The organism is Virgibacillus kimchii (assembly GCF_055379185.1).
This window is the reverse complement of the sequence record NZ_AP043951.1, coordinates 3,517,140-3,543,421: the sequence shown is the minus strand read 5'-3', so window position 1 is coordinate 3,543,421 and position 26,282 is coordinate 3,517,140. Positions and strand designations below refer to the sequence as shown.

General features: G+C 40.7%; 25 protein-coding genes. 11 read left to right on the top strand and 14 right to left on the bottom strand.

The genetic code is table 11. The features are described from left to right. Nucleotides 1–460: 460 nt before the first annotated feature. On the bottom strand, nucleotides 461–625 hold the full coding sequence (locus ACZ42C_RS17130) for a hypothetical protein (RefSeq protein ID WP_464891296.1): 165 nt from the start codon (nucleotides 623–625) through the stop codon (nucleotides 461–463). Between the two features lie 93 nt (nucleotides 626–718). On the opposite strand from ACZ42C_RS17130, the gene ACZ42C_RS17125 reads away from it, so the two are divergent. Together ACZ42C_RS17125 and ACZ42C_RS17120 are read left to right on the top strand one after the other, a co-directional pair. After that, a complete protein-coding gene (locus ACZ42C_RS17125) occupies nucleotides 719–856 on the top strand; it encodes a hypothetical protein (protein WP_464891295.1) in 138 nt (45 codons plus the stop codon). A gap of 142 nt (nucleotides 857–998) precedes the next feature. Further along, nucleotides 999–1,184: a hypothetical protein gene (locus ACZ42C_RS17120; RefSeq protein WP_461181865.1), complete on the top strand. Its 186-nt coding sequence runs from the start codon at nucleotides 999–1,001 to the stop codon at nucleotides 1,182–1,184. A 74-nt stretch (nucleotides 1,185–1,258) separates the two neighbouring features. Here ACZ42C_RS17120 and ACZ42C_RS17115 read toward each other — a convergent pair whose 3' ends face one another. From ACZ42C_RS17115 to ACZ42C_RS17095, 5 genes are all read right to left on the bottom strand, one after another. Beyond that, a complete protein-coding gene (locus tag ACZ42C_RS17115; protein ID WP_461181866.1) occupies nucleotides 1,259–2,809 on the bottom strand; it encodes a BCCT family transporter in 1,551 nt (516 codons plus the stop codon). Nucleotides 2,810–3,008: 199 nt separating this feature from the next. Further along, a complete protein-coding gene (locus ACZ42C_RS17110) occupies nucleotides 3,009–3,830 on the bottom strand; it encodes an STAS domain-containing protein (protein WP_461181867.1) in 822 nt (273 codons plus the stop codon). Between the two features lie 35 nt (nucleotides 3,831–3,865). Then, nucleotides 3,866–4,687 carry a squalene/phytoene synthase family protein gene (locus ACZ42C_RS17105; RefSeq protein WP_461181868.1) on the bottom strand — a complete coding sequence of 274 codons (822 nt, stop codon included), beginning with the start codon at nucleotides 4,685–4,687 and terminating at the stop codon, nucleotides 3,866–3,868. Nucleotides 4,688–4,806: 119 nt separating this feature from the next. Continuing rightward, nucleotides 4,807–5,307 (bottom strand): diguanylate cyclase domain-containing protein, encoded by a 501-nt coding sequence (locus tag ACZ42C_RS17100; RefSeq protein ID WP_461181869.1) that lies wholly within the window; start codon nucleotides 5,305–5,307, stop codon nucleotides 4,807–4,809. 91 nt (nucleotides 5,308–5,398) lie between these two features. Continuing rightward, complete coding sequence (locus ACZ42C_RS17095; protein WP_461181870.1) at nucleotides 5,399–6,280, bottom strand: hypothetical protein; 882 nt, start codon at nucleotides 6,278–6,280, stop codon at nucleotides 5,399–5,401. Nucleotides 6,281–6,556: 276 nt separating this feature from the next. Here ACZ42C_RS17095 and ACZ42C_RS17090 point away from each other — a divergent pair, with 276 nt between their 5' ends. From ACZ42C_RS17090 to thrB, 3 genes are read left to right on the top strand one after another with little or no spacing between them, the layout of a single operon-like run. Beyond that, nucleotides 6,557–7,885: a homoserine dehydrogenase gene (locus tag ACZ42C_RS17090; RefSeq protein ID WP_461181871.1), complete on the top strand. Its 1,329-nt coding sequence runs from the start codon at nucleotides 6,557–6,559 to the stop codon at nucleotides 7,883–7,885. Then, the gene (thrC, locus tag ACZ42C_RS17085; protein WP_461181872.1) at nucleotides 7,854–8,915 is read left to right on the top strand and encodes a threonine synthase; all 1,062 of its coding nucleotides are present in this window, start codon (nucleotides 7,854–7,856) and stop codon (nucleotides 8,913–8,915) included. The genes ACZ42C_RS17090 and thrC overlap by 32 nt, the downstream gene beginning before the upstream one ends. Beyond that, nucleotides 8,912–9,802, top strand: a complete 891-nt coding sequence (thrB, locus tag ACZ42C_RS17080; protein ID WP_461181873.1) for a homoserine kinase — start codon at nucleotides 8,912–8,914, stop codon at nucleotides 9,800–9,802. The genes thrC and thrB overlap by 4 nt, the downstream gene beginning before the upstream one ends. A gap of 68 nt (nucleotides 9,803–9,870) precedes the next feature. Here the strand turns inward: thrB and ACZ42C_RS17075 are convergent, their stop codons facing one another. Beyond that, on the bottom strand, nucleotides 9,871–11,259 hold the full coding sequence (locus tag ACZ42C_RS17075; RefSeq protein WP_461181874.1) for a DHA2 family efflux MFS transporter permease subunit: 1,389 nt from the start codon (nucleotides 11,257–11,259) through the stop codon (nucleotides 9,871–9,873). A 128-nt stretch (nucleotides 11,260–11,387) separates the two neighbouring features. Then, on the bottom strand, nucleotides 11,388–12,353 hold the full coding sequence (gene argF / locus ACZ42C_RS17070) for an ornithine carbamoyltransferase (RefSeq protein WP_461181875.1): 966 nt from the start codon (nucleotides 12,351–12,353) through the stop codon (nucleotides 11,388–11,390). Between the two features lie 163 nt (nucleotides 12,354–12,516). Between argF and ACZ42C_RS17065 the strand changes: the two genes are divergently transcribed. Both ACZ42C_RS17065 and eutH read left to right on the top strand, forming a co-directional pair. After that, a complete protein-coding gene (locus ACZ42C_RS17065; protein ID WP_461181876.1) occupies nucleotides 12,517–14,118 on the top strand; it encodes an amidohydrolase in 1,602 nt (533 codons plus the stop codon). A gap of 77 nt (nucleotides 14,119–14,195) precedes the next feature. Further along, nucleotides 14,196–15,290, top strand: coding sequence for an ethanolamine utilization protein EutH (gene eutH, locus ACZ42C_RS17060; protein WP_461181877.1), 1,095 nt, complete (start codon nucleotides 14,196–14,198; stop codon nucleotides 15,288–15,290). A 146-nt stretch (nucleotides 15,291–15,436) separates the two neighbouring features. Here the strand turns inward: eutH and ACZ42C_RS17055 are convergent, their stop codons facing one another. From ACZ42C_RS17055 to ACZ42C_RS17035, 5 genes are all read right to left on the bottom strand, one after another. Beyond that, nucleotides 15,437–16,924 (bottom strand): aldehyde dehydrogenase family protein, encoded by a 1,488-nt coding sequence (locus ACZ42C_RS17055; RefSeq protein WP_461181878.1) that lies wholly within the window; start codon nucleotides 16,922–16,924, stop codon nucleotides 15,437–15,439. Between the two features lie 16 nt (nucleotides 16,925–16,940). After that, nucleotides 16,941–17,831, bottom strand: a complete 891-nt coding sequence (dapA, locus tag ACZ42C_RS17050) for a 4-hydroxy-tetrahydrodipicolinate synthase (protein WP_461181879.1) — start codon at nucleotides 17,829–17,831, stop codon at nucleotides 16,941–16,943. A gap of 81 nt (nucleotides 17,832–17,912) precedes the next feature. After that, nucleotides 17,913–18,833: a proline racemase family protein gene (locus ACZ42C_RS17045; RefSeq protein WP_461181880.1), complete on the bottom strand. Its 921-nt coding sequence runs from the start codon at nucleotides 18,831–18,833 to the stop codon at nucleotides 17,913–17,915. Beyond that, nucleotides 18,834–19,871, bottom strand: a complete 1,038-nt coding sequence (locus ACZ42C_RS17040; protein WP_461181881.1) for a proline racemase family protein — start codon at nucleotides 19,869–19,871, stop codon at nucleotides 18,834–18,836. Continuing rightward, on the bottom strand, nucleotides 19,872–21,053 hold the full coding sequence (locus tag ACZ42C_RS17035) for an NAD(P)/FAD-dependent oxidoreductase (RefSeq protein WP_461181882.1): 1,182 nt from the start codon (nucleotides 21,051–21,053) through the stop codon (nucleotides 19,872–19,874). A gap of 216 nt (nucleotides 21,054–21,269) precedes the next feature. On the opposite strand from ACZ42C_RS17035, the gene ACZ42C_RS17030 reads away from it, so the two are divergent. From ACZ42C_RS17030 to ACZ42C_RS17015, 4 genes are all read left to right on the top strand, one after another. Continuing rightward, the gene (locus ACZ42C_RS17030; RefSeq protein WP_461181883.1) at nucleotides 21,270–22,985 is read left to right on the top strand and encodes a sigma-54 interaction domain-containing protein; all 1,716 of its coding nucleotides are present in this window, start codon (nucleotides 21,270–21,272) and stop codon (nucleotides 22,983–22,985) included. 215 nt (nucleotides 22,986–23,200) lie between these two features. Then, the gene (locus tag ACZ42C_RS17025) at nucleotides 23,201–23,458 is read left to right on the top strand and encodes a (2Fe-2S)-binding protein (RefSeq protein WP_461181904.1); all 258 of its coding nucleotides are present in this window, start codon (nucleotides 23,201–23,203) and stop codon (nucleotides 23,456–23,458) included. After that, on the top strand, nucleotides 23,455–23,793 hold the full coding sequence (locus ACZ42C_RS17020) for a (2Fe-2S)-binding protein (RefSeq protein WP_461181884.1): 339 nt from the start codon (nucleotides 23,455–23,457) through the stop codon (nucleotides 23,791–23,793). The genes ACZ42C_RS17025 and ACZ42C_RS17020 overlap by 4 nt, the downstream gene beginning before the upstream one ends. Continuing rightward, nucleotides 23,786–25,000, top strand: a complete 1,215-nt coding sequence (locus ACZ42C_RS17015; protein ID WP_461181885.1) for an NAD(P)/FAD-dependent oxidoreductase — start codon at nucleotides 23,786–23,788, stop codon at nucleotides 24,998–25,000. Before ACZ42C_RS17020 ends, ACZ42C_RS17015 begins: the two co-directional genes overlap by 8 nt. Nucleotides 25,001–25,253: 253 nt before the next feature. Here ACZ42C_RS17015 and ACZ42C_RS17010 read toward each other — a convergent pair whose 3' ends face one another. Further along, entirely contained in the window at nucleotides 25,254–26,135 is an 882-nt protein-coding gene (locus ACZ42C_RS17010; RefSeq protein WP_464891369.1) for an aminotransferase class V-fold PLP-dependent enzyme, read from the bottom strand. Nucleotides 26,136–26,282: the final 147 nt, after the last annotated feature.

The window sequence follows — 26,282 nt, the reverse complement described above, 5'->3', positions numbered from 1 at the left end:
ATAAACGAAAAAATCCCATGTCTATCTCTGGCAGACAAGAGGTCAGCGGTTCGAGCCCGCTATGCTCCATATATTGAAACGCCCGTCCTGCAAGGGATCGGGCGTTTTTTTGTTTGTTTCCCTCTACTTTTTCATTTTGTTTTAAAAATATCCGTTAACACCGTATCCATTTTCAAGACATGAGCGATTGTTGTCTCCTAAACTCGCCTTTCTTTTGAGTTATTTGCTTTTGTCCCATCTTCCCTCTCCTCTCTTTTACCGACTTTCCATTTCAATAACAATTTAATCAATCGTTTGATTTAATTGTAAAAGCATATGCATTTTATCCATCCTGGGTAACCGCCCATTCTCTTCAAATCAATCCCCATACGGAACAAACACCCATATAATAAAATGAAAACAAATATAGGAGGATAAAACATGCATTACTACCAACTACCTTTAAATGAGGAGAGACAATTTAATTTACCTGGATATTTAATGGGGCAACTTTTTGGTCCTGGCGGGTACCAGTTTCCGTGGCAAAGCGGACAATTCCCAGGCTATCCGGGTAGTCAGTTCCCTTGGCAACCGTGGGCTCCCCCGGGACAACCGGGAGGACAGCCACCAGAAATCCCACCATCACAGCAGGGAGCCGGACCTCCCAATACACCGCCACCGCCTTTTGAACCACAGCAGTCCCAATTTCAAACCTTTGCTGTAGATCCTGGAGGAATACGTGGATGTTTATACCGCTTCACTTACATTTGGGCAACAAGGGATGCTTTCTGGTTTTACCCAACCTTTGTGGGAAGAACCTCTATTGCAGGATACAGATGGCTGGGCAACAGATGGGTGTACTACGGTCTGGACTTGAACAGAATCCAATCTTTCCAATGTTACTAAGCTTGCATTCTTACCAATTATAACGTTGATGATACCCTGCCCCTGTCATCAAACAGAAGTACAATCATCCTTCCTTTCTGTTTCATAGGTTATACGGAAAGGAGGGTAAAAATATGCAGCAGTTAGCCTTACTCTATTTAACTTGTATACTTGCTGCGTTTGGGCTTGCCAACCTGCCAATTTCAACCGTTATATCTCCTGAGATCGCTAATTTCTTTTCCATCCTCGGCGGACTTGCCATCATCATATTTGCACTTGCCACCCTGTACCTCGGAATGAGAGCATTATTTAAAAGATAACATTAACACATCCTCTAAACTGTATGAAGCAAAAAGAGTGCAGTTCCCCAACTTGCGGGAAATGCACTCTTCTTCTAATATTTATTTACCTTTTTTCTCATCTCACGCTGCCAAATGAGTCCTTGTTCCAGCGCCATTTTCCTTGCTATTCTCGGCGCATTCCATAAAGGCGGTAATAGCAGTAATGATACAGGAACGGCAGTGATGACTATCGAATTTTGGATCGACGTGATACTGTCTTCTCCAATGGATAAAATCATAATTGTCGTCAGACCGAATATCATCGCCCAGAATACACGCAGCCATCTCTTCGGGCTATCAGTCCCTGTTAATGTTGCAGCAACCGTGTAGGACATCGTATCGACGGTGGTCGCAACAAAAATGACCGATACAAGTAAAAAGCCAAGCCCCATCCAGACACCCAGTGGTAATTGATCGGTAATGGCCATTACAGCTGCCGGCATTCCTGCTTCACCTAGAGGGCCGGAAACAGAACCCGGTGATTCCATTTCATAGAAAATACCTGACCCGCCTATTACAGAGAACCAGAAATTATTCACCAGTGGCGCACTAATCGATACTGCAATAATTAGTTCTCTAATTGTTCTTCCCCTGGAGATTCGGCTGATAAAAACAATCAGCATAGGTGCATAACCGATAAACCAGCCCCAGAAGAATATAGTCCAAGCCCCTAACCATGCACTGTCCCCCCGGAATAATGTCATGGAGAAGAAGTTCTGCAGGTGTGAACCCATACCGCCGACAAAAGCATCTATTATGAACAATGTTGGGCCAATGATCAAAATGACAAATGCAAGAAAGATGGTAAAGGCAACATTATACCGGCTCAATGTCAAAATACCTCTATCCACTCCTGTTGCTGCTGAAATAGCTGCAATAGTTGCAAGTATAATCACTACGGTAATGGATACTGTCAACGTATTGGGCACATCGAACAGGTGATTGAGCCCATAGGATATTTGCAGTCCAAGAAATCCTAATGGTCCCAGCGTGCCGGCAACTGTTGCAATAATGGAAAATATATCTGCAGATGATCCAATAATACTCTTATGATATATTTTCTCACCGAATATCGGATACAATAATCCTCTCGGACGGAGAGGCAGTCCTTTATGATAATGCACATACATCATAACAATGGATGCCAACGTTCCCAGGATGGCCCATGCCAGAAATCCCCAGTGCATAAATGAATGTGCCATGGCACCAAAAACATCATTAAACTCGCCACCGCCATGCAAAGGCGGAGTATCCATATAATGATACATTGGTTCAGACGCTGCCCAGAATACACCACCACTTGCAAGCAGTGTCACCAATATCATGGCCACCCATCGGAAATAACTATACTTCGGTTTATCCTGTTTTCCTAATTTAACTTTTCCATACTTCGATATTGCCAAACCTATTCCAATGAAAAAATTTCCCAGTAACAATAATTGCCAATAAGCACCAAACCAATCAGCTGAATAGTCAAACAAGGTTGTGATAGCGCTACCAACCATATCGCTATTCATAAAAGATAAAATGATGAAAAGAATTAAAAAACCGCCACTTACTATAAATACAGGCCAATCAAGTCTTTTGCCTTTTTTTGAACGCACGCTTTTCCTCCTAATTTTTTTAGGAGCAAGTGTCTAAAACAAAATATTCCAGCTCATTAAAGACCGTTGGATGGAATCTGATCATCGCCTGTTTTTGACAAACAACCGCTAATAAATACCCCATCAGCTTGCTCATTTTTATAATACAATTTTTCATTATAGGTAATTTACCCTCGGTCGTCAATGTTTCGAATCCTTATTAATTAACAAGCATATTCTTCGACAATGCCTGGTGGAGGGAGCCAAATGTCTTCACATCTGAAAATTCAACACCCAGACTTACCATGGTTTGGGTTACCTCCGGACGGATGCCCACCAGTACAGTGGATACTCCAACTAAATCAAGCGCCTGCACAATTTTGTATATGTGATAAGCCACCATAGTGTCTATCAGGGTTACACCTGACAAATCAATGAACAACTTATTTAAATTCCTGTCCACCGCTTCCTTTAATGCTTTATCCATTAAAAGTTCCGCACGTTTCTCATCCATCCCGCCAATAATCGGAAGAATTGCTACCTGCTCCATAATCGTTACTATTGGTGCAGATAGTTTTAAAAATTCATCCTCTGCCTGCTGAAGATTTTTATTATAAGCTTCAATATATGCGGTACTGAACGCGAATATCACTTTGTCGAATAAAGGGTCAAAATCATCTGCTATCTTCAGAGCTGCTTCCAGAGATACTTTTTCATCAAGCATGATCTCTTTTATTTCATGCCACATCTCTCTTCGTATAATAGATATACTATTAATGGAGTCATCCAGTTTATTGCCATGCTTCAGTACCATTTCCCCGGTTTCTTTTCCATATGCAATAGCTTTTTCCATCATTTTTTCTTCATTTGTATCGTGGAATCTTTCCATTAGTATATCGATAAACTCATGAATGGAACTGGATACCAACTCATTCCGGTTAAAGCCTGAAGCTATTTTTTCGGTAAAGGCCTGCTTTAGCTCCTTCACTCTATTGCTTATCAGTGCTATTTCCTTTTGTACTTTATCTTCCTCCTTATACATGGTGACTCCCCTCCCATTATTTTATACTCAAAGCTTTATTCATTTATTATATTTTCAACAGTGGTTTCTACTTCGTTTCGCGACATTTTTTCTTTGCCGCTTTCCATTGCTTTGAGCGTTCTTTTTGCCAGCTCCAATGGAATTTTACAAAACAGCACAATATTTCTTGTTTGAATATCCTTAATGTACTCGTCAGCCTGCCCAAGTTTATCTTTTGCATAGGCAAACAAGTCATTTCTTGTCCAACCCTCCGGAATAAACTGGACCCCGCGCTCTGCATCTTCATCCTGATTTCGGAGCATGTTTACAGCCTGCAGGCCTCTTCCGTAACCGATCGCCAGGCTGCGGTCTGTTTCCGTGCCGTCATACCACTCCCATATATCAGAAAGCATCACACCAACCAGACCTGCTACATAATACGTATAGTCATCCAGGTCTTCTTTTGTTTTTATCATGAAATCCTTTTCTACCCAATCCGCCATGCCGCCTGCCATGATACTGGTTGACTCCTTCACTTTTGGCGCGATTTCTTCAGGACATACGAAGATCCAGTCGCCAAGCCTTTTTGTCACCTCAGGCAGATGAGTTGCATGCGGCTTAATGAGCTGTTTATATGCTTTATGATCAAAGGTATCTTCCAACAGAAGCTCCCTTGTCGTTCGGAGTAAGTGTTGCTTTATTTGTTTATCAAGTGTTTCATGATCTTCCATTTCATCAATCGCCCGCATACATAAATAAGCTGAACCAACAGCTTTTTTCAAGGTAGGGTTTAATAATTTTATCGGTATGTAAAATGTTCTGCTCGTTTCTTTCAGCGCACGCATTGCATCTTTTTGTAATTTAGCATGATTAAGCAACGGAATGTTCCTCCCTTTGAAATCTCTATGGGATTATTTTAACACAAATAGAGGAAAGTCTCCTTTAATATAGTTAAGTCATTGACTGTAGTATACCCATACTTTATCAGATCATTGGCTCAGGAGTCACTAAAAAGTTTATATTGATTCTTTCCTTTGTCTTTCGAAGCATATAATGCGGTGTCCGCTCTTTTATATAATGCATGAATGTCTTTGCCATCCTCTGGTGAAATGGCTATGCCTACACTGACAGTCACCTGAACCTGATCCACTTCTTTATCTTTTGCCAATGTCTGTTTTATCGTTTCAATCAATTGGATTGCTCTACCTTCAGCATCATGCTTTTTATAGGCCGGCCTAATAATCATAAATTCATCTCCGCCAAGCCGGATACCACTATCTTCTTTTCGTATAACGGAACGAATACAATCCGCTACCATTTTCAGCACTTCATCCCCTCTGTCATGGCCCAATCTATCATTTACCAGCTTAAAATTATCCAAATCCATCATAAGCAATGATAGATTTCCATGGTTTTTCTTCAGCTCCTTTTGTAACAGATCATTAAAGGCAGCCCGGTTTTTTAAGCCGGTCAAACTGTCATGAAAAGCCAAATGCATGGGTCCTGCCACCCATTTTGCAATAATGAATGCGATCAAAGTGGTTACGATCAGGATCACAGTCAGCTGAATGTAAAAATGTTTTCGGTTTTCATTGTACTGCTTCCAATTGGTGCTGATTATAACTGATTTCCACTACTCTGCTTGTAGACAGTCCCTGCCTATTGTCAGCGGTATAATTAACATAGCGGTAAATCGCCCCTTCCCCATTCCAGTCGTCCTTAAGTTCTACTGTTTTATCTGAAGTTACCGCTTCTTCAAAGGCTTTTTCCCTTGCGCTGGAGAAAGTATTCTCGTCCGTGACTTCCCCCAGTGTATATCCATCTAAATTAAATACATTTATTTCATTTATAGAAGGGAAACGTGCTTCAAGTTCTTCTATTTCTTTTAAAAAATTAAATTTATTAAAGATCTCGTCATCGCTCAGATCATATCCGAGCTCTATTATGTACTTTCCATCAGGGGTCGGCATATAGCTGAACTTTTTTAACTCTCCTGTTTTTTGCTGGAGATCCATTCCATCAGAAATAAACTCCCCTGCTTCTCTACGCTCATCCAACAACGCAGAGAAATCTTCACAGCATAAAGAAAAATCAAGTCCCACATCCTCCGTATAACTGGTATGTGTAATCTGATTCTTTTCATTTAAAATATACACATCCATCCCGAGCATCGATTTCAATTCCTGAAAGTCCCATTCATCAAATACAGGATTTTCCTTATATAAATCCAGCAAATAGTGGGAGTGCGCTTCCATTTCCTTTGAAATTTCATTATCAAACAACAGATACGCTTTATCAATTGCTTCCAGGGAAGATGTAACCGCGACTTCCGTCTGCCGGATTTGAAAATCATTGTGCTTCATTGCTTCTTCACTTATCCTCATATGATCAAATGTCGTAATGGCAAAGGACATGAACAAAGCAAAACCAATCATTATGAAAAATAATTTAAAACGAAAACGCATAACCATGCTGCCCCTCCCTTATAAACACTATTTATAACGTCATTATAATGCAAACCAGCCATTTCAGGTACAATTACCTATTATTTTCATGTATTACTTATGTTTTTATATCTTTATCCCCATACGATTATCCGTTTTTTAGCAGTTTATTGTCGTTGTCCCCATTGGTTTGCCTGCCTCACAAAATGAAAGCGCTTTTATTTATAATTGCGAAAATTCACTATTGCCATCAGGGTCTATTCGTGTTTTAATAGCTATTAAAATACATAATGAGGTGATGGTGTGGAAAGCAATGTTTCGATTGGTTTATTAGGTTTAGGCGTAGTTGGTTCAGGAGTCATCAAGTTAATTGAAAATAATCAAAAAGAGCTTGCACATAAGCTTGGATGTTCTGTACATATAAAAAGTGTACTTGTCCGCAATCCGGATAAGCACCGTGAGGTAAACCTGGATCGAACGTTACTTACCACAAATCCCGATGATATATTAAATGACCCGGAAATAGATATCATTGTCGAAGTGATGGGTGGAATTGAAGAATCATACCAGCATATTTTAAAAGCATTTGCAGCAAAAAAACACGTAGTGACTGCAAATAAAGATCTGGTTGCACTGCATGGGATTGAGCTTCAGGAAGCTGCCACAAAAAACAAATGCGATTTCTATTATGAAGCAAGTGTGGCAGGCGGCATTCCTATTTTAAGAGGAATTACAGATGGACTTTCCTCCGACCGCATTCAAAAAGTCATGGGCATTGTTAACGGCACAACCAACTATATATTAACAAAAATGTCCAAAGAAGGTGTCTCTTACACAGAAGCACTTGAAGAAGCACAGGACCTTGGTTTTGCGGAGGCTGATCCTACCGCTGATGTAGAAGGGCTGGATGCCGCCAGGAAGATGGCAATATTAGGCAGGTTGGCTTTTTCCACCAATGTTTCCCTGGACGATGTGGAAGTGAAGGGGATTTCCCATGTTGATCTGGAAGATATCCATTACGGGGATAAACTGGGCTACAACATGAAGCTTATTGGTTTTGCCCAGTGTGAAGATGAACAGGTTGAAGTATACGTGCAGCCGACCCTTATTGCAAAAAGTCATCCTTTGGCACAGGTAAAAGATGAATATAATGCTGTATATGTATACGGGGAAGCTGTTGGAGAAACCATGTTCTACGGACCGGGAGCAGGAAGCATGCCTACTGCTACAGCTGTCGTTTCCGATATCGTCTCTGTCACAAAAAATATTCGCTTAAATGTAAATGGAACCCATGTTGCACCACTGCAGTTTGAACGAAAATTGAAATCACCGGAGGAACAATATTCCCATTTTTATATGCGTCTCCATGTAAAAGATGAGGCCGGTGTTTTTTCTACCATTTCGTCCCTTTTTCATGATCATGATATCAGCTTTAAACGGATTCTCCAGACACCAATGAAAATGCTTGATCTGGCTGAAATTATTTTTGTTACCCACGAAACCACTTTGGGAAATTTCGGGAAGGCAATGGAAGAGCTGCATAAACTGGATGTTGTATTAGATATAAAAAGCCATTATAAAGTGGAAGGGGATGTTGACGATGAGTTGGACGGGGTTACTGAAACATTATAAATCGAATTTGCCCGTAACGGTAAAGACACCGGAGCTGTCACTGCAGGAAGGCAATACACCACTCATCCACTTACCCAGGCTTTCAGAAGAATTGGGGATTGAATTATACGGAAAAGTGGAAGGGGCTAACCCGACCGGTTCATTTAAAGACCGCGGCATGGTAGTGGCCGTGGCAAAAGCTATAGAAGAAGGAAGCAAGTCTATAATATGTGCTTCTACCGGAAATACTTCCGCTTCTGCAGCAGCCTATGCTGCCAGAGCCGGTGTGAATGCCATTATCGTCATTCCAAAAGGAAAGGTTGCCCTCGGCAAGCTGGCACAGGCTATTATGTATGGCGCCGAGATTGTGGAGATTGACGGCAATTTTGATGAAGCGTTGAAAATGGTGCGGGAGCTGAGCAGGAAAACGCCCGTCACATTGGTGAATTCTGTAAATCCATACCGGCTGGAAGGGCAGAAAACGGCTGCTTTCGAAGTGTGTGATCAGTTGGGACAAGCACCGGATATTCTTGCCATTCCTGTGGGAAATGCAGGAAATATCAGTGCGTACTGGAAAGGGTTTAAGGAGTATCATGAATTAAAACAAACCGGTCTTCCAAAAATGTTCGGATTTGAAGCAGAAGGTGCTGCAGCAATTGTGAACAACAAAGTGATTGAACAGCCGGAAACCATTGCCACCGCCATACGGATCGGAAATCCGGCCAGCTGGGAACTTGCTGTTCAGGCAAGAGATGAATCAAATGGTGCCATACATGCAGTCACAGATGATGAAATAAAGCATGCATATAAATTACTGGCGGAAAAAGAGGGTATCTTCGCCGAGCCTGGATCAAATGCTTCCATAGCAGGGCTGATTCAGCAGTGCAAAGAAGGCAAAATCAAGAAAGGCAGCAAAGTCGTTGCTGTCCTTACCGGAAATGGCTTAAAAGATCCGCAAACAGCGATTGATCAGCTGGAAATCAAACCGACAACTGTGCCAAATGATGAAAAAGCAGTGCTGGCATATCTGGAAGACAAGGTGAAGTTATGAGTTCCTTCCGTATTACTGTTCCGGCCAGTTCGGCAAATATCGGCCCTGCTTTTGACTCAGCGGGGCTGGCATTAAATCTGTATTTGACTTTGCGGGTGACAGAAGCAGACAAGTGGGGGTTCGAACACCTCTCCCCGCTTCTGCCTGACCCTGCCCCATATGAAACACATTTTATTTACCAGATTGCTAAAAAAATTGCTGATCAACACGATAAACAACTGCCCCCTTGCAACGTACAAATGGAAAGCGACATTCCGCTTGCACGCGGCCTCGGCAGCAGCGCCTCTGCGGTAGTTTCCGGTATTGAGTTAGCCAATCAGCTTTGCAGCCTTCACTTAACCGCGGAGCAAAAACTGCAAGCCGCAACAGAAATAGAAGGTCACCCTGATAATGTTGCACCTGCCCTCTTTGGGGGTTTCATTATTTCTGCAACAACGGATGGGCGTAACGTCCACCCTGTAAGACTGACAGCTTTGGACACAGATCTTATTCTCTATATTCCAAAGGTGGAATTAAAAACAGAAGCAGCGAGAGAAGTGCTTCCAAAAGATTACGCTAAAGAAGAAGCTGTCTCCGCCAGCAGCATCAGCAATGTGATGATTGCTGCCCTGTTAACCGGTGATTATGGGCTGGCCGGAAAAATGATGGAAAATGATTTGTTCCATGAACCTTATCGGTCAGTACTTATTCCGAATTACGCTGAGATAAGAGAAGAGGCCAGAGAACAGGGTGCATATGGCACAGTGATCAGCGGTGCCGGCCCCTCCCTTATATCCTTTGTCCCGGGAGGACAAGGAACGGATATGGCAAATCGGCTCCAGACACTGTTCAAAGAGCATCAGGTCCTCGCATTAAGATTGGATAAATACGGGGTACAGGTAAGTTAAATATTCTAATTATAAAAAAGAGCTTAAATCAGTTGATTTAAGCTCTTTTCCATGTCTTTCTATTCCCGTTAGTCTTCCCTTGTTGTATCTCGTATAAACAAGGAAATAATAAATCCGCCCACTGCCAGTAAAGCAGCAACGAAAAACGACATGTTCACACCATGAATCTCCCCCATCACCCCTTCACCAGGAATCGCCTGATAGGTCATCACTGATACAAGCATTGCCGTACCCACAGCACCCGACATCTGCCTTAACGTATTGTTCATCGCAGTGCCATGCGGCAGCAGCTTTGACGGCAGTGCATTTAATCCGGCTGTGGTCGAAGGCATCATAATCATCGAAATAAACAGCATCCGCAGTGCATTCACAGAAGCTAAGTAAATGAACGAAGTGGAATCATCCAGATTCGCAAACATGAAAGTGGTGATGGCCACCCCGAGGGACCCTCCAGTAAGCAGCCACTTCCCGCCAAATTTATCAAACAGCGTTCCATTGATTGGATTCATGACTCCCATCAATAATGCACCTGGCAAAAGCATGAGACCGGATTCCAATGCTGTAAAGCCAAGCATATCCTGCATATAAATCGGCAATATAATTGCTCCGCCAATCATGGACATAAAAGAAACCATGCCAATTGACGTAGCCAGTGTAAATGTGGGATACCGGAAAATCCGAAACTCCAAAATCGGTGTTTCCAATTTAAGCTGTCTGTAAATAAAGAACGTAAGCGTGATCGCTCCAATCATGAACGAGACTATTGTCTCCGTTGAAGTCCATCCCACATCCCCGGCAATACTGAACCCGTACAGAAGCCCGCCAAATCCAAGCGTGGATAAAATAATTGATAGGATATCCACTTTCGGATAAGTTTGCTCTGTTATGTTCTTAAGGATAAAATACGCCACAATTAAATCTATAATCGCAATAGGGAGAACCACGTAAAATAAGCTGCTCCAATGGAAGTTTTCAACTAAATAACCGGAAAGAGTAGGGCCAATTGCAGGGGCAAAGGAAATCACCAGACCAAAATAACCCATTGCTTTTCCCCGGCTTTCTCTCGGGTACACAAGAAAAAGAATGGTCTGCATTAATGGCATCATAATGCCTGCACCGGAAGCCTGCAATACGCGTCCGGTCAAAAGCATTTCAAAATTAAGGGAAACCGCACATACCAATGTTCCCACAGCAAATAAACCCATTGCTGTCAGAAATAACCCTCTGGTTGAAAACCGTTCTATCAAAAATGCAGTAATCGGAATCATTACTCCATTTACAAGCATAAAAATCGACTGCAGCCATTGTATTCTGTTTGCATCCACATTCAAATCATCCATCATGTGGGGAAGTGCGGTAGCCAGCAGTGTCTGATTCAAAATAGCTACAAATGCACCGGATATAAGCACCAGCATTAAAGGAATTCTATTAATTTTTTTGCGTTCTTCCTCGGTCATCCTGATTCCTGCCCTTAATTTAAATTACTCTATAGTATAGCAGAATCCTTCAGGAAACGAAAAAAATGAATCTGAGCGAAAAGCACCGGGAGAATATTCTCCCGGTACTTTTGACATTTTTTATAAAATTACCCCATCAACGCAACCATTAAGGCTTTTTGTGCATGCAGCCGATTTTCCGCCTGCTGAAAGACAGCCGAATGCCCGCCATCAATCACACCTGCTGTCACTTCTTCCCCACGGTGTGCAGGAAGACAGTGCATAAAAGTGACGTCCGGCTTTGCCAGTTCAAGAAGCTTTTCATTCACTTGAAATCCGGCAAAATCTTTTTCCCTTTTTGCCTGCTCTGCTTCCTGACCCATACTTGCCCATACATCTGTGTACACAACATCCGCTTCCTGAGCAGCTATTGCAGGATCATTTACAATTTGAACTTTTCCATTGTGCGCTTCAGCAAGTTTTTCAGCTTTTTCCACTACCTCAGCTTCCGGCTCATAATCGTCAGGTGTGGCTACTGTTATCTCCATCCCCATCATGGCCGCTCCTATCATAAGCGAATGAACCATATTATTTCCGTCGCCTATATAGGCCATTTTCAGATTTTCCAAAGAGCCTTTTTCTTCTTTGATCGTTTGTAAATCGGCCAGCACCTGGCAAGGATGATACAGATCAGTCAATCCGTTAATTACCGGAATGGTCGCATTTTCAGCCAATTCTGCCACCATTTCCTGAGAATAAGTTCTGATCATCACTCCGTCCAAATAGCCGGAAAGAATCTTCGCTGTGTCGGAAACTTCCTCACCTCTGCCCAACTGTAGATCATTGGCATTCAAAAACAGGCCTGACCCACCCAATTGGTATATACCTGCTTCAAATGAAATCCTTGTTCTTGTCGAGGATTTTTCAAAAATCATTCCCAATGTCTTTCCTTTTAACGGCTCATATACATAGCCATTCTGTTTTTTCCTCTTCACATCATCAGCCAAGTCAAGCAAATACTGTATTTCTTCCTGTGTATAATCAGCAAGTGTTAAGAAATCACGCCCTTTTAGCGATTCCTTGTTCACGTTTGGATACTCGAGTTTAACTCCCATTTCTCTTCTCCACCTTTTCCAATACTATGTATGAATTATTATGCATTGTTTATTATAAATATGCAATAGTTTTTTATGTTTTTTTCAGATTGTTATGGGATTTATTTCTCTTTTTAGGTACAATGGAAATAATATACCTTGGTCGTTAGAGGAGTTGGATTTCATGAGACAAATATTTATAAACGGGAATTTTTATACATTTAACCAAAATGCTCCACGTACGGAAGCTGTTGTGGCAGAACATGGCCGGTTTATCGATATGGGTAGTTCTGACAGCATGCTTTCCCGATGGAAACAAGCCGACAGCCGGGTAATTGATTTAAATGGAAAAACGGCAACACCTGGATTGATAGATAGTCATTTACACCTTGGGCAGATTGCCTACAAATTCATTAACATGGATGTCACCGGCCTTACGTCCAAACAGGAAATGCTCGGGAAAATTCGTACAAGCGCCAGGAATTTGTCACCCGGGGAATGGCTTGTCGGGAGCGGATGGGATGAAAATTTATTTACAGACGGCGGAATCCCCACACTGGAAGAGCTTGATCGGGTTTCCCCGGAAAATCCATTATTTATATCACGCGTTTGCGGGCATGCCTCGGTTGTTAACTCGAAGGCACTTCAGATGAGCGGTTACCATAAAGATATTACCGTCCCGGAAGGCGGGCAAATTGTACTGGATGAAATTACAAAACAACCAACCGGACTGCTTTTGGAATCAGCAGGAAATCTGGTTCGCAGACATATACCGGAGAATTCTTATGCAGTATGGAAAAATGCGGTCAGGAAAGCCATTCAACTGGCATTATCAAAAGGGTTGACCAGCGTCCATACAAATGACCCGCATACACTGGGCGGCTTGGTTCAGACATACCGGATGTACGATGAATTACTGAATGAGGAAAAGCTGGGGCTCCGCTGCAATTTATTGATCGACCATGAATTTCTCGATGATCTGCAGCAAAGGGGAATGTATGCCGGCTACGGCAATGAAACACTGCAAATAGGTGCCGTTAAACTGTTTGCAGACGGTGCTTTCGGCCGGAGAACAGCCCTTTTATCAGCGCCATACAGTGATGACCCCGGTAATTACGGGGATGCCATGTATGATCAGCGTACATTATATGATATCATTCAGCGCACAAGGGAGCTTGATATGCCAATTGCCGTGCATACAATCGGAGATCAAGCCCTGGAAAATATACTGGATATCCTTGATCAGTTTCCCGCCGCTCCCTATCGTGACAGGCTCATTCACACCCAGGTATTAAGGTCAGACCTGCTTACCCGTTTGGCGAAACCATATCGCATTGCCGATATTCAGCCCCGTTTCCTGGCAAGTGACTTTCCATGGGTGCAGGATAGACTTGGTCATGATAGAATCAGCCAATCCTATGCTTGGAAATCCATGATGGATGCCGGGATCATCTGTGCAGGAGGTTCCGATTCCCCGGTCGAGCCGATTGATCCATTACTAGGTATTCATGCAGCTGTCACAAGGAAAACTCCCGGACAAACACATGAAGGCTATATTCCGGATGAAAAGCTGACCATGGAAGAAGCTTTTCAGTTATTTACAGAAATGGGAGCTTATCCAACTAATGAAGAAACCGTCAAAGGAACGATTGCCAGAGGAAAACTTGCGGATATCACCGTGTATTCGAAAAACCCTTTTGACATGGACAACCCGGATGAACTGCTGGAGACGGATATCGAGATGACGGTAATCGGCGGGGAAGTGAGGTATCGGAAAGGGGAATAATAATACTTTGCAAAGCATGTTAAGTTGATCTATTATTGATATACTTAATTAGTTAATAACACAGATGAGGTAACAGCATGGGAATAAACGACATCATAGTTTACATCATAGTTGGATTTTTAATATTAGGTGCAATTGACAAATTAACAGGAAATAAATTGGGGTACGGAGAGCGTTTTACAGATGGCTTTAAGGCCATGGGGCCACTCACACTTTCTATGGTGGGGATTATCTCTCTCGCTCCCGTTATAGCCATAGTTTTAACCCCTGTTATTTCACCTGTATATAATTTCATTGGAGCAGATCCAGCTGCATTTGCCAACATGATCTTGGCAATTGATATGGGAGGGTATTCACTGGCACAGGAGATGGGAAAGGACCCGGAAGCTATTTTATTTTCCTGGGTATTTTTAGGGACGATGATGGGGCCTACCATTGTTTTCACCATCCCCGTTGCACTGGGAATTATTCAAAAAGAAGATCATCGTCATTTTGCCAATGGCATATTAATTGGATTAATTACCTTACCTGTCGGTGCCCTGATAGGGGGACTTACGGCGGGAATAGGCTTCATAGTAATCCTTAAAAATCTGCTACCTTCATTTCTATTTTCTTTACTAATTTCTATCGGCTTATGGAAAAAACCAGAAAAAATGATTAGAAGTTTTTCTATTTTTGCCAAACTCATAGAGAGCATTGCCATTTTCGGTCTTACTGCCATTATAATAGAAACTGTAACTGGGCTTGTCATAATCCCCGCTATGGCTCCAATAGAAGAAGGTATACGAATCGTTGGCTCGATTGTTATTTTTCTTGCTGGAGCTTTCCCAATGGTTCTTTTTATTTCGAGAGCATTTAAAAAGTTGTTGCAGCACATCGGTGCATTACTGGGAATTAATGAAAGTTCCACTACAGGGTTGGTCGTATCTCTCTCACATGTTATTCCAATGCTAGCAATATTAAAGGACATGGACCCGAAAGGAAAAGTCATCAATGTTGCTTTTTCCGTTAGTGGTGCATTCGTTTTTGGAGGACATTTAGGCATTGTAGCAGGCATAAACCAGGAAGTAGTATTTGCCATGATTATCGGAAAGCTTACAGGTGGTTTAACAGCTGTTATACTCGCTTTATTTATTATGAAACATGACAAAGGCCTTCCTGTATCAAAATGACTTGATACAGGAAGGCCTTCATTTCCCCTTTTCTATTTGGATTGGATCCGGTTATTTCAAACAATCATTGTGGCTACCACCTGTTAAAAAGCGATCCACATTATTTTTCCAAACCAAACACCTATATGCACAAATGCAGCTGGTATTTATTTTGTTTTGACAAATACACTTTTTACTTCGGTATAGTTCGCTAACCCATATTCTCCGCCCATTTCTCTGCCAATACCGGATTGTTTATAGCCTCCAAAAGGCATTGTTTCCCATTCTAGTCCAAAGTCATTCACCCAAACAGTTCCCGCCTTTAGTTTATTCGCAATATAGTGACCTGTTTTAATATTCTCAGTCCACACACTGGCAGCAAGTCCGTAATCACTATCGTTTGCACGTTTGATTACTTCTTCTACAGTGTCAAAAACAAATATTGACATAACCGGACCGAAAATTTCCTCGCGGGCAATCACCATATCATCTTCCACATCAGCAAAAACTGTCGGCTGTACGAAATACCCTTTTTCCAGTCCTCTTTCACCACCAGCCACAAGCCGGGCTCCTTCTCTTTTCCCTTGTTCAATATAGTCAAGAACCCTTTTTTGCTGCCTTGCTGAAACAAGTGGTCCCATATCCGTTTGCGGATCCATTCCTGCTCCTAGCTTTATTTCATTTACTCGTTTTGTAATTTCTTCAACAACCTTGTCATAATGTGTACGATGAACAAAAACTCTTGTAGTGGCACTACAATTTTGCCCATGATTGTACATGGTACCATTAAACGCACCCTCAATGGCTTCTTCTAAATTAGCATCCTCAAGAATGATGCTAGGAGACTTACCACCAAGCTCTAAAGTTATCCCTTTAACCTGGTCTGCCGCTTTCTTCATCACTTCTTTTCCAACAACAGTGGAACCGGTAAAAGCTACTTTATCAACCTGTTTATGCGTTACAATTGCTTCACCTGCAACCTTTCCACCACCAGGCACAACATTCACAACGCCGTCCGGGAAGCCTGCTTCTTTAAACAATTTTGCTGCATAGAGAAGCGAAAGAGGCGTCTCAGGTGCCGGTTTAATAACAACAGTACATCCAACAGCAAGAGCCGACCCCAATTTCCAGCCTGCCATGGCAAGCGGGAAATTCCATGGAATAATTTGTCCGACAACACCTACCGGCTCATGAACCGTATATGTTACATATTCAGGTGAAACCGGAGTTGTTTTTCCTAATAACTTTGTAGCCCAGCCTGCATAGTACCGGAAGTGTTGCACTGTTCCATCTACATCATCTTCCAGTGCTACATTATATGGTTTCCCATTGTCTAATGCTTCAAGCTGTGCAAGTTCTTCCCTGTTCTCTTCCAGCAAATTGGCAAATTTATATATAAGGTGGGAACGCTCAGCTGCCTCCATCTTTGTCCATTCGCCTTCATCAAATGCCTTTCTTGCTGCTTGGACTGCTTTATCAACATCTTCTTCCTGCGCTTCACTCACTCTTGCAAGAATTTCATCCGTTGCAGGATTATATACGTCCAATGTTTTTCCGCTTACTGAAGGAACATATTCCCCGTTAATATATAAGTTTTTCTCATTTTCCAGAAAAGCTTTCACCTTAGGTTTCAGTTCAATTTGTGAAGTAATCATAATAAGTCCTCCCTTTTTATTTGCTAACCAATAGACTGTCAAGGATTGTCTGAAGTTTTGCATCTTCCTCATCTGTCAATGGTAGTCTTGGCTTACGTGAAGGTCCTCCTGCCAAGCCTTGCAAATCCATTGCCCGCTTGACAATCTGTACAAATTTTCCAGAACCTTCCAAGAAGTTACACAGTGGCAAAACTTGATCATATAACTCCCATGCTTTTTCCAGATTATCTTCTTTCACGCTATTATAAAGTTCCGTTACCAGTTTAGGCGCAATGTTTCCAGCTACAGAAATCCATCCGGTTGCACCTACCAAAAATGATTCAAGCGCTAAGTCATCTGATCCACAAAATGTTATTATATCCCCCTTCCCTTGTCTTGTAATATCACGAAGCTTCGCAATATCTCCACTGGATTCTTTTATATGCGTAATATTTTCCACATCTCTAGCAACCTTTAGTAACGTATCTGTTCCGATATCGACTCCGGATGTAAATGGGTTATTGTAAATCATAATTGGAAATTTCACTGATTCAGCTACTGTTTTGAAATGTTCATAGATTTCTTCGTCTTTTGGATGTGCATAATAAGAGTTAATAAGCAACGCCGCATCCGCTCCAATTGCTTCTGCCTGTTGTGTGTAAAACACAGCATCTTCTGTCGTTTCTGCTGCCGTTCCTACAACTAACGGAATACGTCCCGCGACTTGATCTACAGCAACTTCTGCTACAAGGAGACGCTCTTCTTTTGTTAGACTTACAAATTCACCTGTACTGCCATTTACGGCTATGCCTGCCACTTCTTCGTCAATAAAATGATCGATATTTTGTCTTAACCCTTCTGTATCCACCTTCCCATCCTTAGTCATCGGTGTGATAAGTACCGGGAATGCTCCTTCTAAATGTGTCAATGTAATTTCCTCCTTCAATTTTTTTGATCAATTGTAGTTTTGTGCAATTTTTGGAATTAGAACAGCAAGGCCTCCCTTTTATTATTTCAACAGGAACCCATTTTTCAGTTGGTCTGCTTCGTCATATATGAACTGATGTATTCCTGTAGTAAATGCTTGTATATCAACCGAAAACCGGTCCGTTGTTTCAGACAAGGGATAGGCAGTAATCGAACTGTTAAAAATACTGTAATTAGTAAGATGATCATATTCATTTGATTTCTCTCTTATTGCTGTAAAGATAGCAAAAGTACTGTCCATCACCGGGGAACGCGTAATAGCTCCATCTTTTTCAAAGGTTACGGAACGAATTTTGTTTTTTGCTTTATCCAGCATCTCCGTCATGATAATGCCGTCAAAAAGAATATTTTCGTTGATAAATCTTTCCGTTGTCTTTTTCCCCCATTGTTTTATGGAAGATAAATGATCAATATTGATCCCGGGGATTGAATCTAGCAATGGAAAAATAGCATAATTTCTGGAATCATCCACGGTTACTATTTGGTATTCGGGACTAACTTCCTTAACCTTACATGTATTACTCTCTAAATAAACATTCGACACTTCCTGGTTTTCAAATGTTACTTTAACTGAAAACGTACCGTGGATAGTTTCTATTTTATAAATACCATTTTCCTTTTCTTTTAGATTACCAGTCTCCAGTAAAGCAGTTACGGATGTTACCAGCCCCTCATACTTGAACGGAACTTCCTGATCATGATTGAAAAACAACACACCAAAATCTGCTACATTGGAAGAAGTAACAATACACCCATTCATTCCGCGATGCCCTCTCGGTTCATTCAACAATAATTCTTTTTCATCCTGAAATGATTGTTGCAACAGTTGATGATTTGATTTAATATCATCTCCGTTTAAATTGATGGATGATTGAATAACAATCCGAAATGGTTCCCCGGCCACATGTGCATCAATAGTGGAGTACATTTTTTCAAAATTCATTTAAACACCTTCTTTCGTCCGATCGTTCATTGGAGGAATAAGCAAGTAACCTTCCCGTAACGGATCTTTTTCATTATAGAAAAACCTATGCATTCCCATGATCCATGCTGACCCAGTCACTTCAGGAATGATAGCGTCATAGTTTTTGATTTTTGACGTCTCTAGTATTCTTGCTTTAAACAGGGAACCTACAATGCTCTCATGTACAAATAACTCATCTACGCCAATTTCATTTTTTGTGAACATCGTGGCGAGCTTGGCGGAAGTACCGGTTCCACATGGCGAACGGTCAATTCCGCCTGGAGGTACAACGACTGTGTTTTTCACATCTGCCTCTGGATGAACAGGATCTGTGAAAAATTCAATATGTGTTAAACCATTAATAAAAGGATGTTCTGGGTGTATAACAGATTCAGACTCATTAATTGCATTACGAATGGTTATTGCTTTATCAATGATGGTAGAAGCATTATCTTTCGTAAGTTCCAAACCAAGTTTACGAGCATCAATGATTCCATAAAAATTACCGCCATACGCGATATCGCATTCTACTTTACCTATATCATCTACATCTATGTCAATCGATTTCAGCAAGAATGAAGGAGCATTTGCAAAAGTAACCTCTTGTGCTTTCCCGTTCTCCACCTTGATTTTTACTTCTATCAATCCGGCTGGTGTATCCATATTTACATAGGTATACGGTTCGGAAACTTCGATTAGACCTGCTTCAACTAATGCTGTACAAGTGCCAATCGTGTCATGTCCGCACATTGGGAGGTAACCGCCGGTCTCAATGAAGATCGCTCCTACATCTGCATCTGGGTGACATGGTTCCACTAAGAGCGTTCCGGACATCACATCATGTCCCCTCGGTTCATTCATTAAAAAGTTCCGAATCCAATCATAATTTTCCTTCATATAAAGCATTTTCTCTGACATCGTATTTCCCTTTACAACCGGAAGTCCACTTATTACTGTCCTGGTGGGATTGCCCCCGGTATGTGTATCTATGGTTGAAAATAATCGTTGAAAATTCATTTAGTTCATCACCTTTTCCTGAAATCTATCGTAACGAAGCTGTTTTATTGGAATGCAGGTTTCTTTTTCAGACAGCATTTCTTCAATCACTTTACCTGTAACTGCTGCAAGACTAATTCCATCACCTTCATGACCAGCGGCTACATAAAACCCTGGTACTTCATCCACATGCGAAATAATGGGCAAATGATCTTCCGTCCATGGACGCAATCCTGCATATGTCCGAATAACTGTCATATCTGCAATTTTTGGATAAAAACGCAATGCTCTTTTGGCGATATATTTTGTAACTTCATTACTCACTGTCGTATCAAAGCCAATAAATTCACGGCTACTGCCAATTAAAAAATTTTGACTTTCTGTTGGTTCAAATACAAGCGCAACCCCATATTTTTCTGTTATCGGATCAACCATTCGTTCCCCACCGAACTTGGAGATTAGATAGCCGAATTCCATTACTTTTCGTAAACCAACAGGTTGTTGTCTTGAAGCGACTATCAGTTGGCCTTTCCTAGGTTGGATCGGAATATGGACACCCACCATTTCACCAATTATAGGAGCCCACACTCCACAGGCATTTACTACCTTTTTTGCTGTAAAGGATTGTTGATTTGTTTCAATAACAAAATTGCCTGATTCATTTTTATTTAAATTTCTTACTTCTGTATTGGTATGTATCTTTGCACCTAACTTTTCAGCACTGTAAAACATTGAATACGTTAACATATAAGGGTTAACCGTTGAATCAGTCCTACATTCCAGTCCACCGAATAGGTCATCGGCAAAATAGTTCGATTCATTACGTAAGTCTTCACGGTCCAGCATTTTAAAATCCAATCCCGCTTCCTGCTGTTGATTCACCCATTTTTGCGCCGCATCCATTTCAGTATCATTTTCACAAACAAGAATGCTTCCCGGATTTCGATATTCAAATGAAACTTCAAGCTCTTTACTTAGTTCATGAACGAGCTGTTGACTTTTCAATGACATCTGGCTATCAAAACCAGGGTCTTTATCTATTGCCAGGATATTTCCATCACATCTTGATGAGGTTCCACTTGCCAACTCATTTTTTTCAAGTACTGTAATGTCCAGTCCTGCTTTTGAACTGTAGTAGGCAATTGCTGCTCCGATAATGCCTCCGCCTATTATGACTATATCCCGATGAAGTACATTATTCACAAATATACACCTCTCTTTATCCGCTCATATATATTTATGCAATATACATGCCAACTAAAATATGCAGGAGCAGAAAATCAATCCTAACAATAATTGGATTTATGTTGACCAGTTCCAGTACAACACTATATCGAAGACCACATTGTTTTTTTAACGAGTTTGTGTAAAAATAGTTATAATGTTGTATATATCTTTTTACACAAAGGAGGAATAGGAATGTCTTTGTTTTTAACAAATATTGAACAAGTGATGGATACAAACATAAAAGTAATAGAGAACGCCAACTTAAAAAAAGAAGACTTATACACATTCATAAAGACCAGCAAGCCAAATAAATTATTTCTAAGTAACAACAAAGAAATACAATTAGCAGAAATTATTAACGAAAAAGTCTACCTTCAAACTTGTAAAGAAGTTTCTAATAGACTAACCATCTATGAAATGCTAGATGTCATCGAAACAAATAATCATTTAATCATCCGTAACGATGAAAAATATATTGGCTATATTACTCCCGTTAATCTTTCTAAACAACTGGTAAACATGAACGACAAAATGAAAGCGTTTTTCCAAACTATTCTTGATACAATTGACAGCTCATGTACAGTAATCGACGCTGAAGAAAATGTACTAATTTGGACGGAAGGTGCAGAAAATATATTTAATATTAAAAAGGAAGAAATTATAGGGAAAAAAATTACTGATTTTTTCCACCCAGAACGCTTAGCACTTCTTAAGTCACTAAATGACGGAACTTCTGAAACTAATTCTCAACATCATGCCAGGGAGGATTTGGTAGTTTTAATTAATTCCAATCCAGTTTATTTAGATAAGAAGATTATTGGAGCAGTAGTTTCAGAAAGGAATATCACAAGCCAAATACGATTGCATAACGAATTATCAAATACAACCGAAAAACTCTTCAACCTTGAAAAAGAAGTGAATAAATTACTTCCCTCCGAAGACCCATTTACTCCTATTAAAGGGAATAGCTCCATATTAAATAGGACTATTAGCATGGCAAAAAAATCAGCATTAACAAGTACCAATATACTGATATATGGAGAAAGCGGTGTTGGCAAAGAATTATTTGCAAAAGCAGTTCACAGTATCCGTGAAGGAGAAGATGCGCCATTTGTAGCAATAAACTGCGGCGCTATTCCTTCAGCTCTTTTTGAAAGTGAGATTTTCGGCTATGAAAGAGGGGCTTTTTCAGGTGCTGATCAAAGAGGAAAGAAAGGAAAAGTTGAGCTGGCTAAAGGAGGAACTTTGTTTTTAGATGAAATTGGTGAAATGCCTTTAGATATGCAAGTGAAAATTTTAAGGCTATTGCAAGAAAAAAAGTTCTATTCAGTTGGTGGCACAAAGGAGAAAAAAGTTGATTTCAGAGTAATCGCTGCAACTAATAGAGATTTAAAGGAATTTGTACAGGAGGGAAAATTCAGGGAGGATCTTTATTATCGTTTAAATGTTGTAAGCCTGGAAATACCACCCCTTCGTAAACGTCCAGAAGACATTATTGAACTAACGCATTATTTTCTATATGAGCTTTCCATTAAGTATAATCGGCCAATTCACGGTATATCCCAGCAGGTCATGCAAGCTTTATTAAGCCACCATTGGCCAGGAAATATTCGTGAACTAAAAAATGTCATTGAACGATTAGTTGTTTTTTCAGAGAATGGCGAAATAAAACCAGAGCATTTACCATTTGAATCAAATAGTATAACACCCGTAGCTAACGGAAAAAGTCCTTATGTTGGCGACAATGACAATCGCTCTCTTAGCGAAAGGCTTCAGGAAACAGAAAAGGAAATTATTCTTAAGCAACTTGAAGAAGTAAATGGCAACAAGCTCGAATGTGCAAAAAAATTGAAAATTACACGTGCAACACTGTATAACCGTATAAACAAATTAGGCTTAGATGTATAAGAAATTCAAATTTTACCGCATATTTATAAGCGGATTCATATGATTTTAGTAGCAGCAGTATTAAGCACTGAAAAGATAGGATATTATTAGCCAACTGCAGATCATGCAGATATAATATACAACTCACATTCGCAAAAAATATTCTTGGCTTGATTTTTGCATGTATTATAGATGAAATCTATGAAAGCCGGGTGATCCAATTGACGGAAAGTGAAATGATTATATGTAGATGCGAGGAAGTAACTTATAAAGAACTCATTGATACAGTGACTAACTACAACTGTAATGCAAGAGAGCTAAAATTACGTACAAGGGCAGGGATGGGATATTGCGGGGGCAGATCATGCAGGAGCATGATCGATAGTATAGCGAAAACAGAAAATTATATAGAAAATCATACAAAGGTATCACTTAAATATCAGGCACCAATACGTCCGATTAGTTTTTCTGATTTAGGAGGGGAGGATAAATGACCGAAAGAATTTTTGATCATCCTATACTTGGTAAGTTGACGGAAAGCAATTATGTTTCTTTTACCTTTAATGGGAATAGCTACAGTGGTCTTGAACATGAGTCATTAGCTGCTGCACTTTTAGCCAACGGCATTCGAAATTTAAGACAACATGAAGAAAGCGGAACCCCTAGAGGTATTTATTGTAACATTGGTCATTGTTATGAATGCAGAGTAACCATCAATGGAAAACAAGGGCAACGTGCATGCTTGACTCCCCTAAGGGAAGGTATGATTGTAGAGAGCAGCAAGAAGTTTCCGACTTCCGTAAAGGATTGGAGGCCGGATAATGAATAACGTTATCATTATAGGATCAGGTCCAGCAGGCTTAACTGCCGCCATCACCTGTGCAGAAAGGGAACTCCATGTTACAGTAATTGATGAATATATGCTTGCGGGAGGGAGATTGCTGGGACAACTCTATGAACAACCGGACGGCACCTGGTGGAACGGAATTAAAGAATCTGAAAATCTTTATAAAGAGGCACTGAACCTTGGCGTAAAGTTCCACTTGAATACTTCCGTAAATAATATCGAAAAGACAGGTGACTCCTGGATTGTCTATACTGAAAGCAACAATTTTACAGCCAATCATATACTGCTGGCAACCGGGGCAGCAGAGTCTCCTGTTCCAGTCCCTGGTTGGACATTACCAGGTGTTATGTCTGTTGGTGCTGCACAGGTGATGACAAATGTTCACCGTGTGAAACCGGGAAAACGGGGTGTCATTATTGGTGTCAATGTCCTTTCAGCTGCAATTGCTATGGAGCTAAACCTTGCCGGTGTCGAAATAGCTGCTATCACACTCCCAAAAAATAACCAGGTAACAGCTGAAGCAGCCCACCCAAAAAGAGTAATGGATTCGTTACTTCATGTATCACACATGGCACCGTCTCAATTTGTTAAAATCGGCAGTAAATTCATGAAAAATGAGTTTATGAAACGAATAGGAATTACTTTTTATCCAAAGAATGGTGTAAAAATGTGGAATATCCCAATACAACTGAGAAAGGCTGTAACTGAAATATATGGTGAGGATAAGGTGGAAGGTGTAACAGTTGCAACGATTAACACAAATGGAGAAGTTATCCCAGGTACAGAAGAAAATATATCTGCAGATTTTGTCTGTATTGCCGGTGGTCTTTATCCATTGGCAGAACTTGCAGCAGTTGCAGGATGTCCATTTTTTCTCGTTGAAGAGTTAGGAGGATATGTTCCCTTACATAATGAGAGAATGGAAACAAATTTAGAAGGCCTATATGTCGCCGGGAACATTACTGGCATAGAAGGCGCACAGGTTGCTGCATCCCAAGGTCGAACTGCCGGACTAACGATCGCCAGTAAATCCGGTCACAGCGGTCTCGATGTTGAAATACAAAACTCCATCAGAGCAACTGAACAAACGAGGGAGAATGCGTTTATTCAATTTCATCCGGATGTGAAAAAGGGGAAAATATCCATCCAAGAAAAGTGGGAGTCTATGTTAAAGCAAGAAAGTAAATAGTCTGTAAAATCAGCAATTCCGCTAAGGATTGCATATTAAATGAAGTAGCTTGCCAAAGATAAAGAGGCAAATGCGGAAGAAGGTAAAAATACTACAAAAAATGGTTCCAATCCACTTGGAACCATTTTTTTAGTTATTTTATACTTTCATAATGCTCCATTTCACGCGAGTACTTAAAATTCTATAAGAATAGTAATTTACACCTATCTTCTGTAAAAAACTTATTATAAGCAACTTATAAAATGATGTGCGGCTATTCCATTATATTTGATATTGACGTAATAAAACGATCTATATCGCTTTTTGTATTATATAGATATGGTGACACACGTATGGAGGAACCGCGAATACTCACATAGACTTTTTGCGCGACAAGTTGTTTGGCCAGTTCCGGTGGAATTGAATCTGGGTGCTGTAAGCCAATAATATGTGCAGAGCGAAACTGCTTCTCAATCGTGTAAAACCCTATTTGTTTAGCTTCTTCTGCGAGATAGTCTGTCAATGATTCCAATGTTGCTTCTATATTTTCCACTTCCCAGGAAATAATTTGTTTTAATGCCGCAATCGCCATTGGAGTTAAAGTAAAGTTACTTGTTTGCCCCACATCATAGCGTCGAGCTCCGGGTCTGAAGTTTTCCGTATAATCTACAAGACGAGAAAAATCTTCGCCACCTTCCCTAGTGATCCAACTATGTTCAATTTGTTTTCCTTCCCGGTGTTCCTCTGCGATCCACATTAAACTGAAGCTATAAGGATCTAATAACCATTTGTACATTGCACTTACCAGAAAATCAGGCTTAATCTTTTTCACACTAAATGGTTTTACTCCAAGTGATTGTGTCGCATCAACTACAAGTGCAGCACCAACATCTTTACATCTTGCGCTTATCCGTTCTAAATCGATATTACTTCCATCTGTCCAGTGACAATGAGGTAAAGCAACAATACTCGTATTATCCGTAATTGCTTCTTCCAGGGGGGTTGTCCAGTTACTATCCTTTGGTCGCTCTACCACCTTAACTTCAGCATCCGTTTTTTTAGCCAATTCCCACCACGGGTAGACATTCGATGGATATTGTTCAGATACGTTAATTATAGTACTGCCCTTGGGCGCAGGAAGATTTTCCGCTGCTATTGTTATGCCATAACTAACTGAAGGGATAATTGCTACTCCATCTACATCTCCATCGATTAGCTAGGCAGCCAAGTGACGAAATTTTTCTGTGTCCAAAAAAAATCAACCCTCCGTGATGGTCCATGCCTTTGATTCTCTTTTCACAGC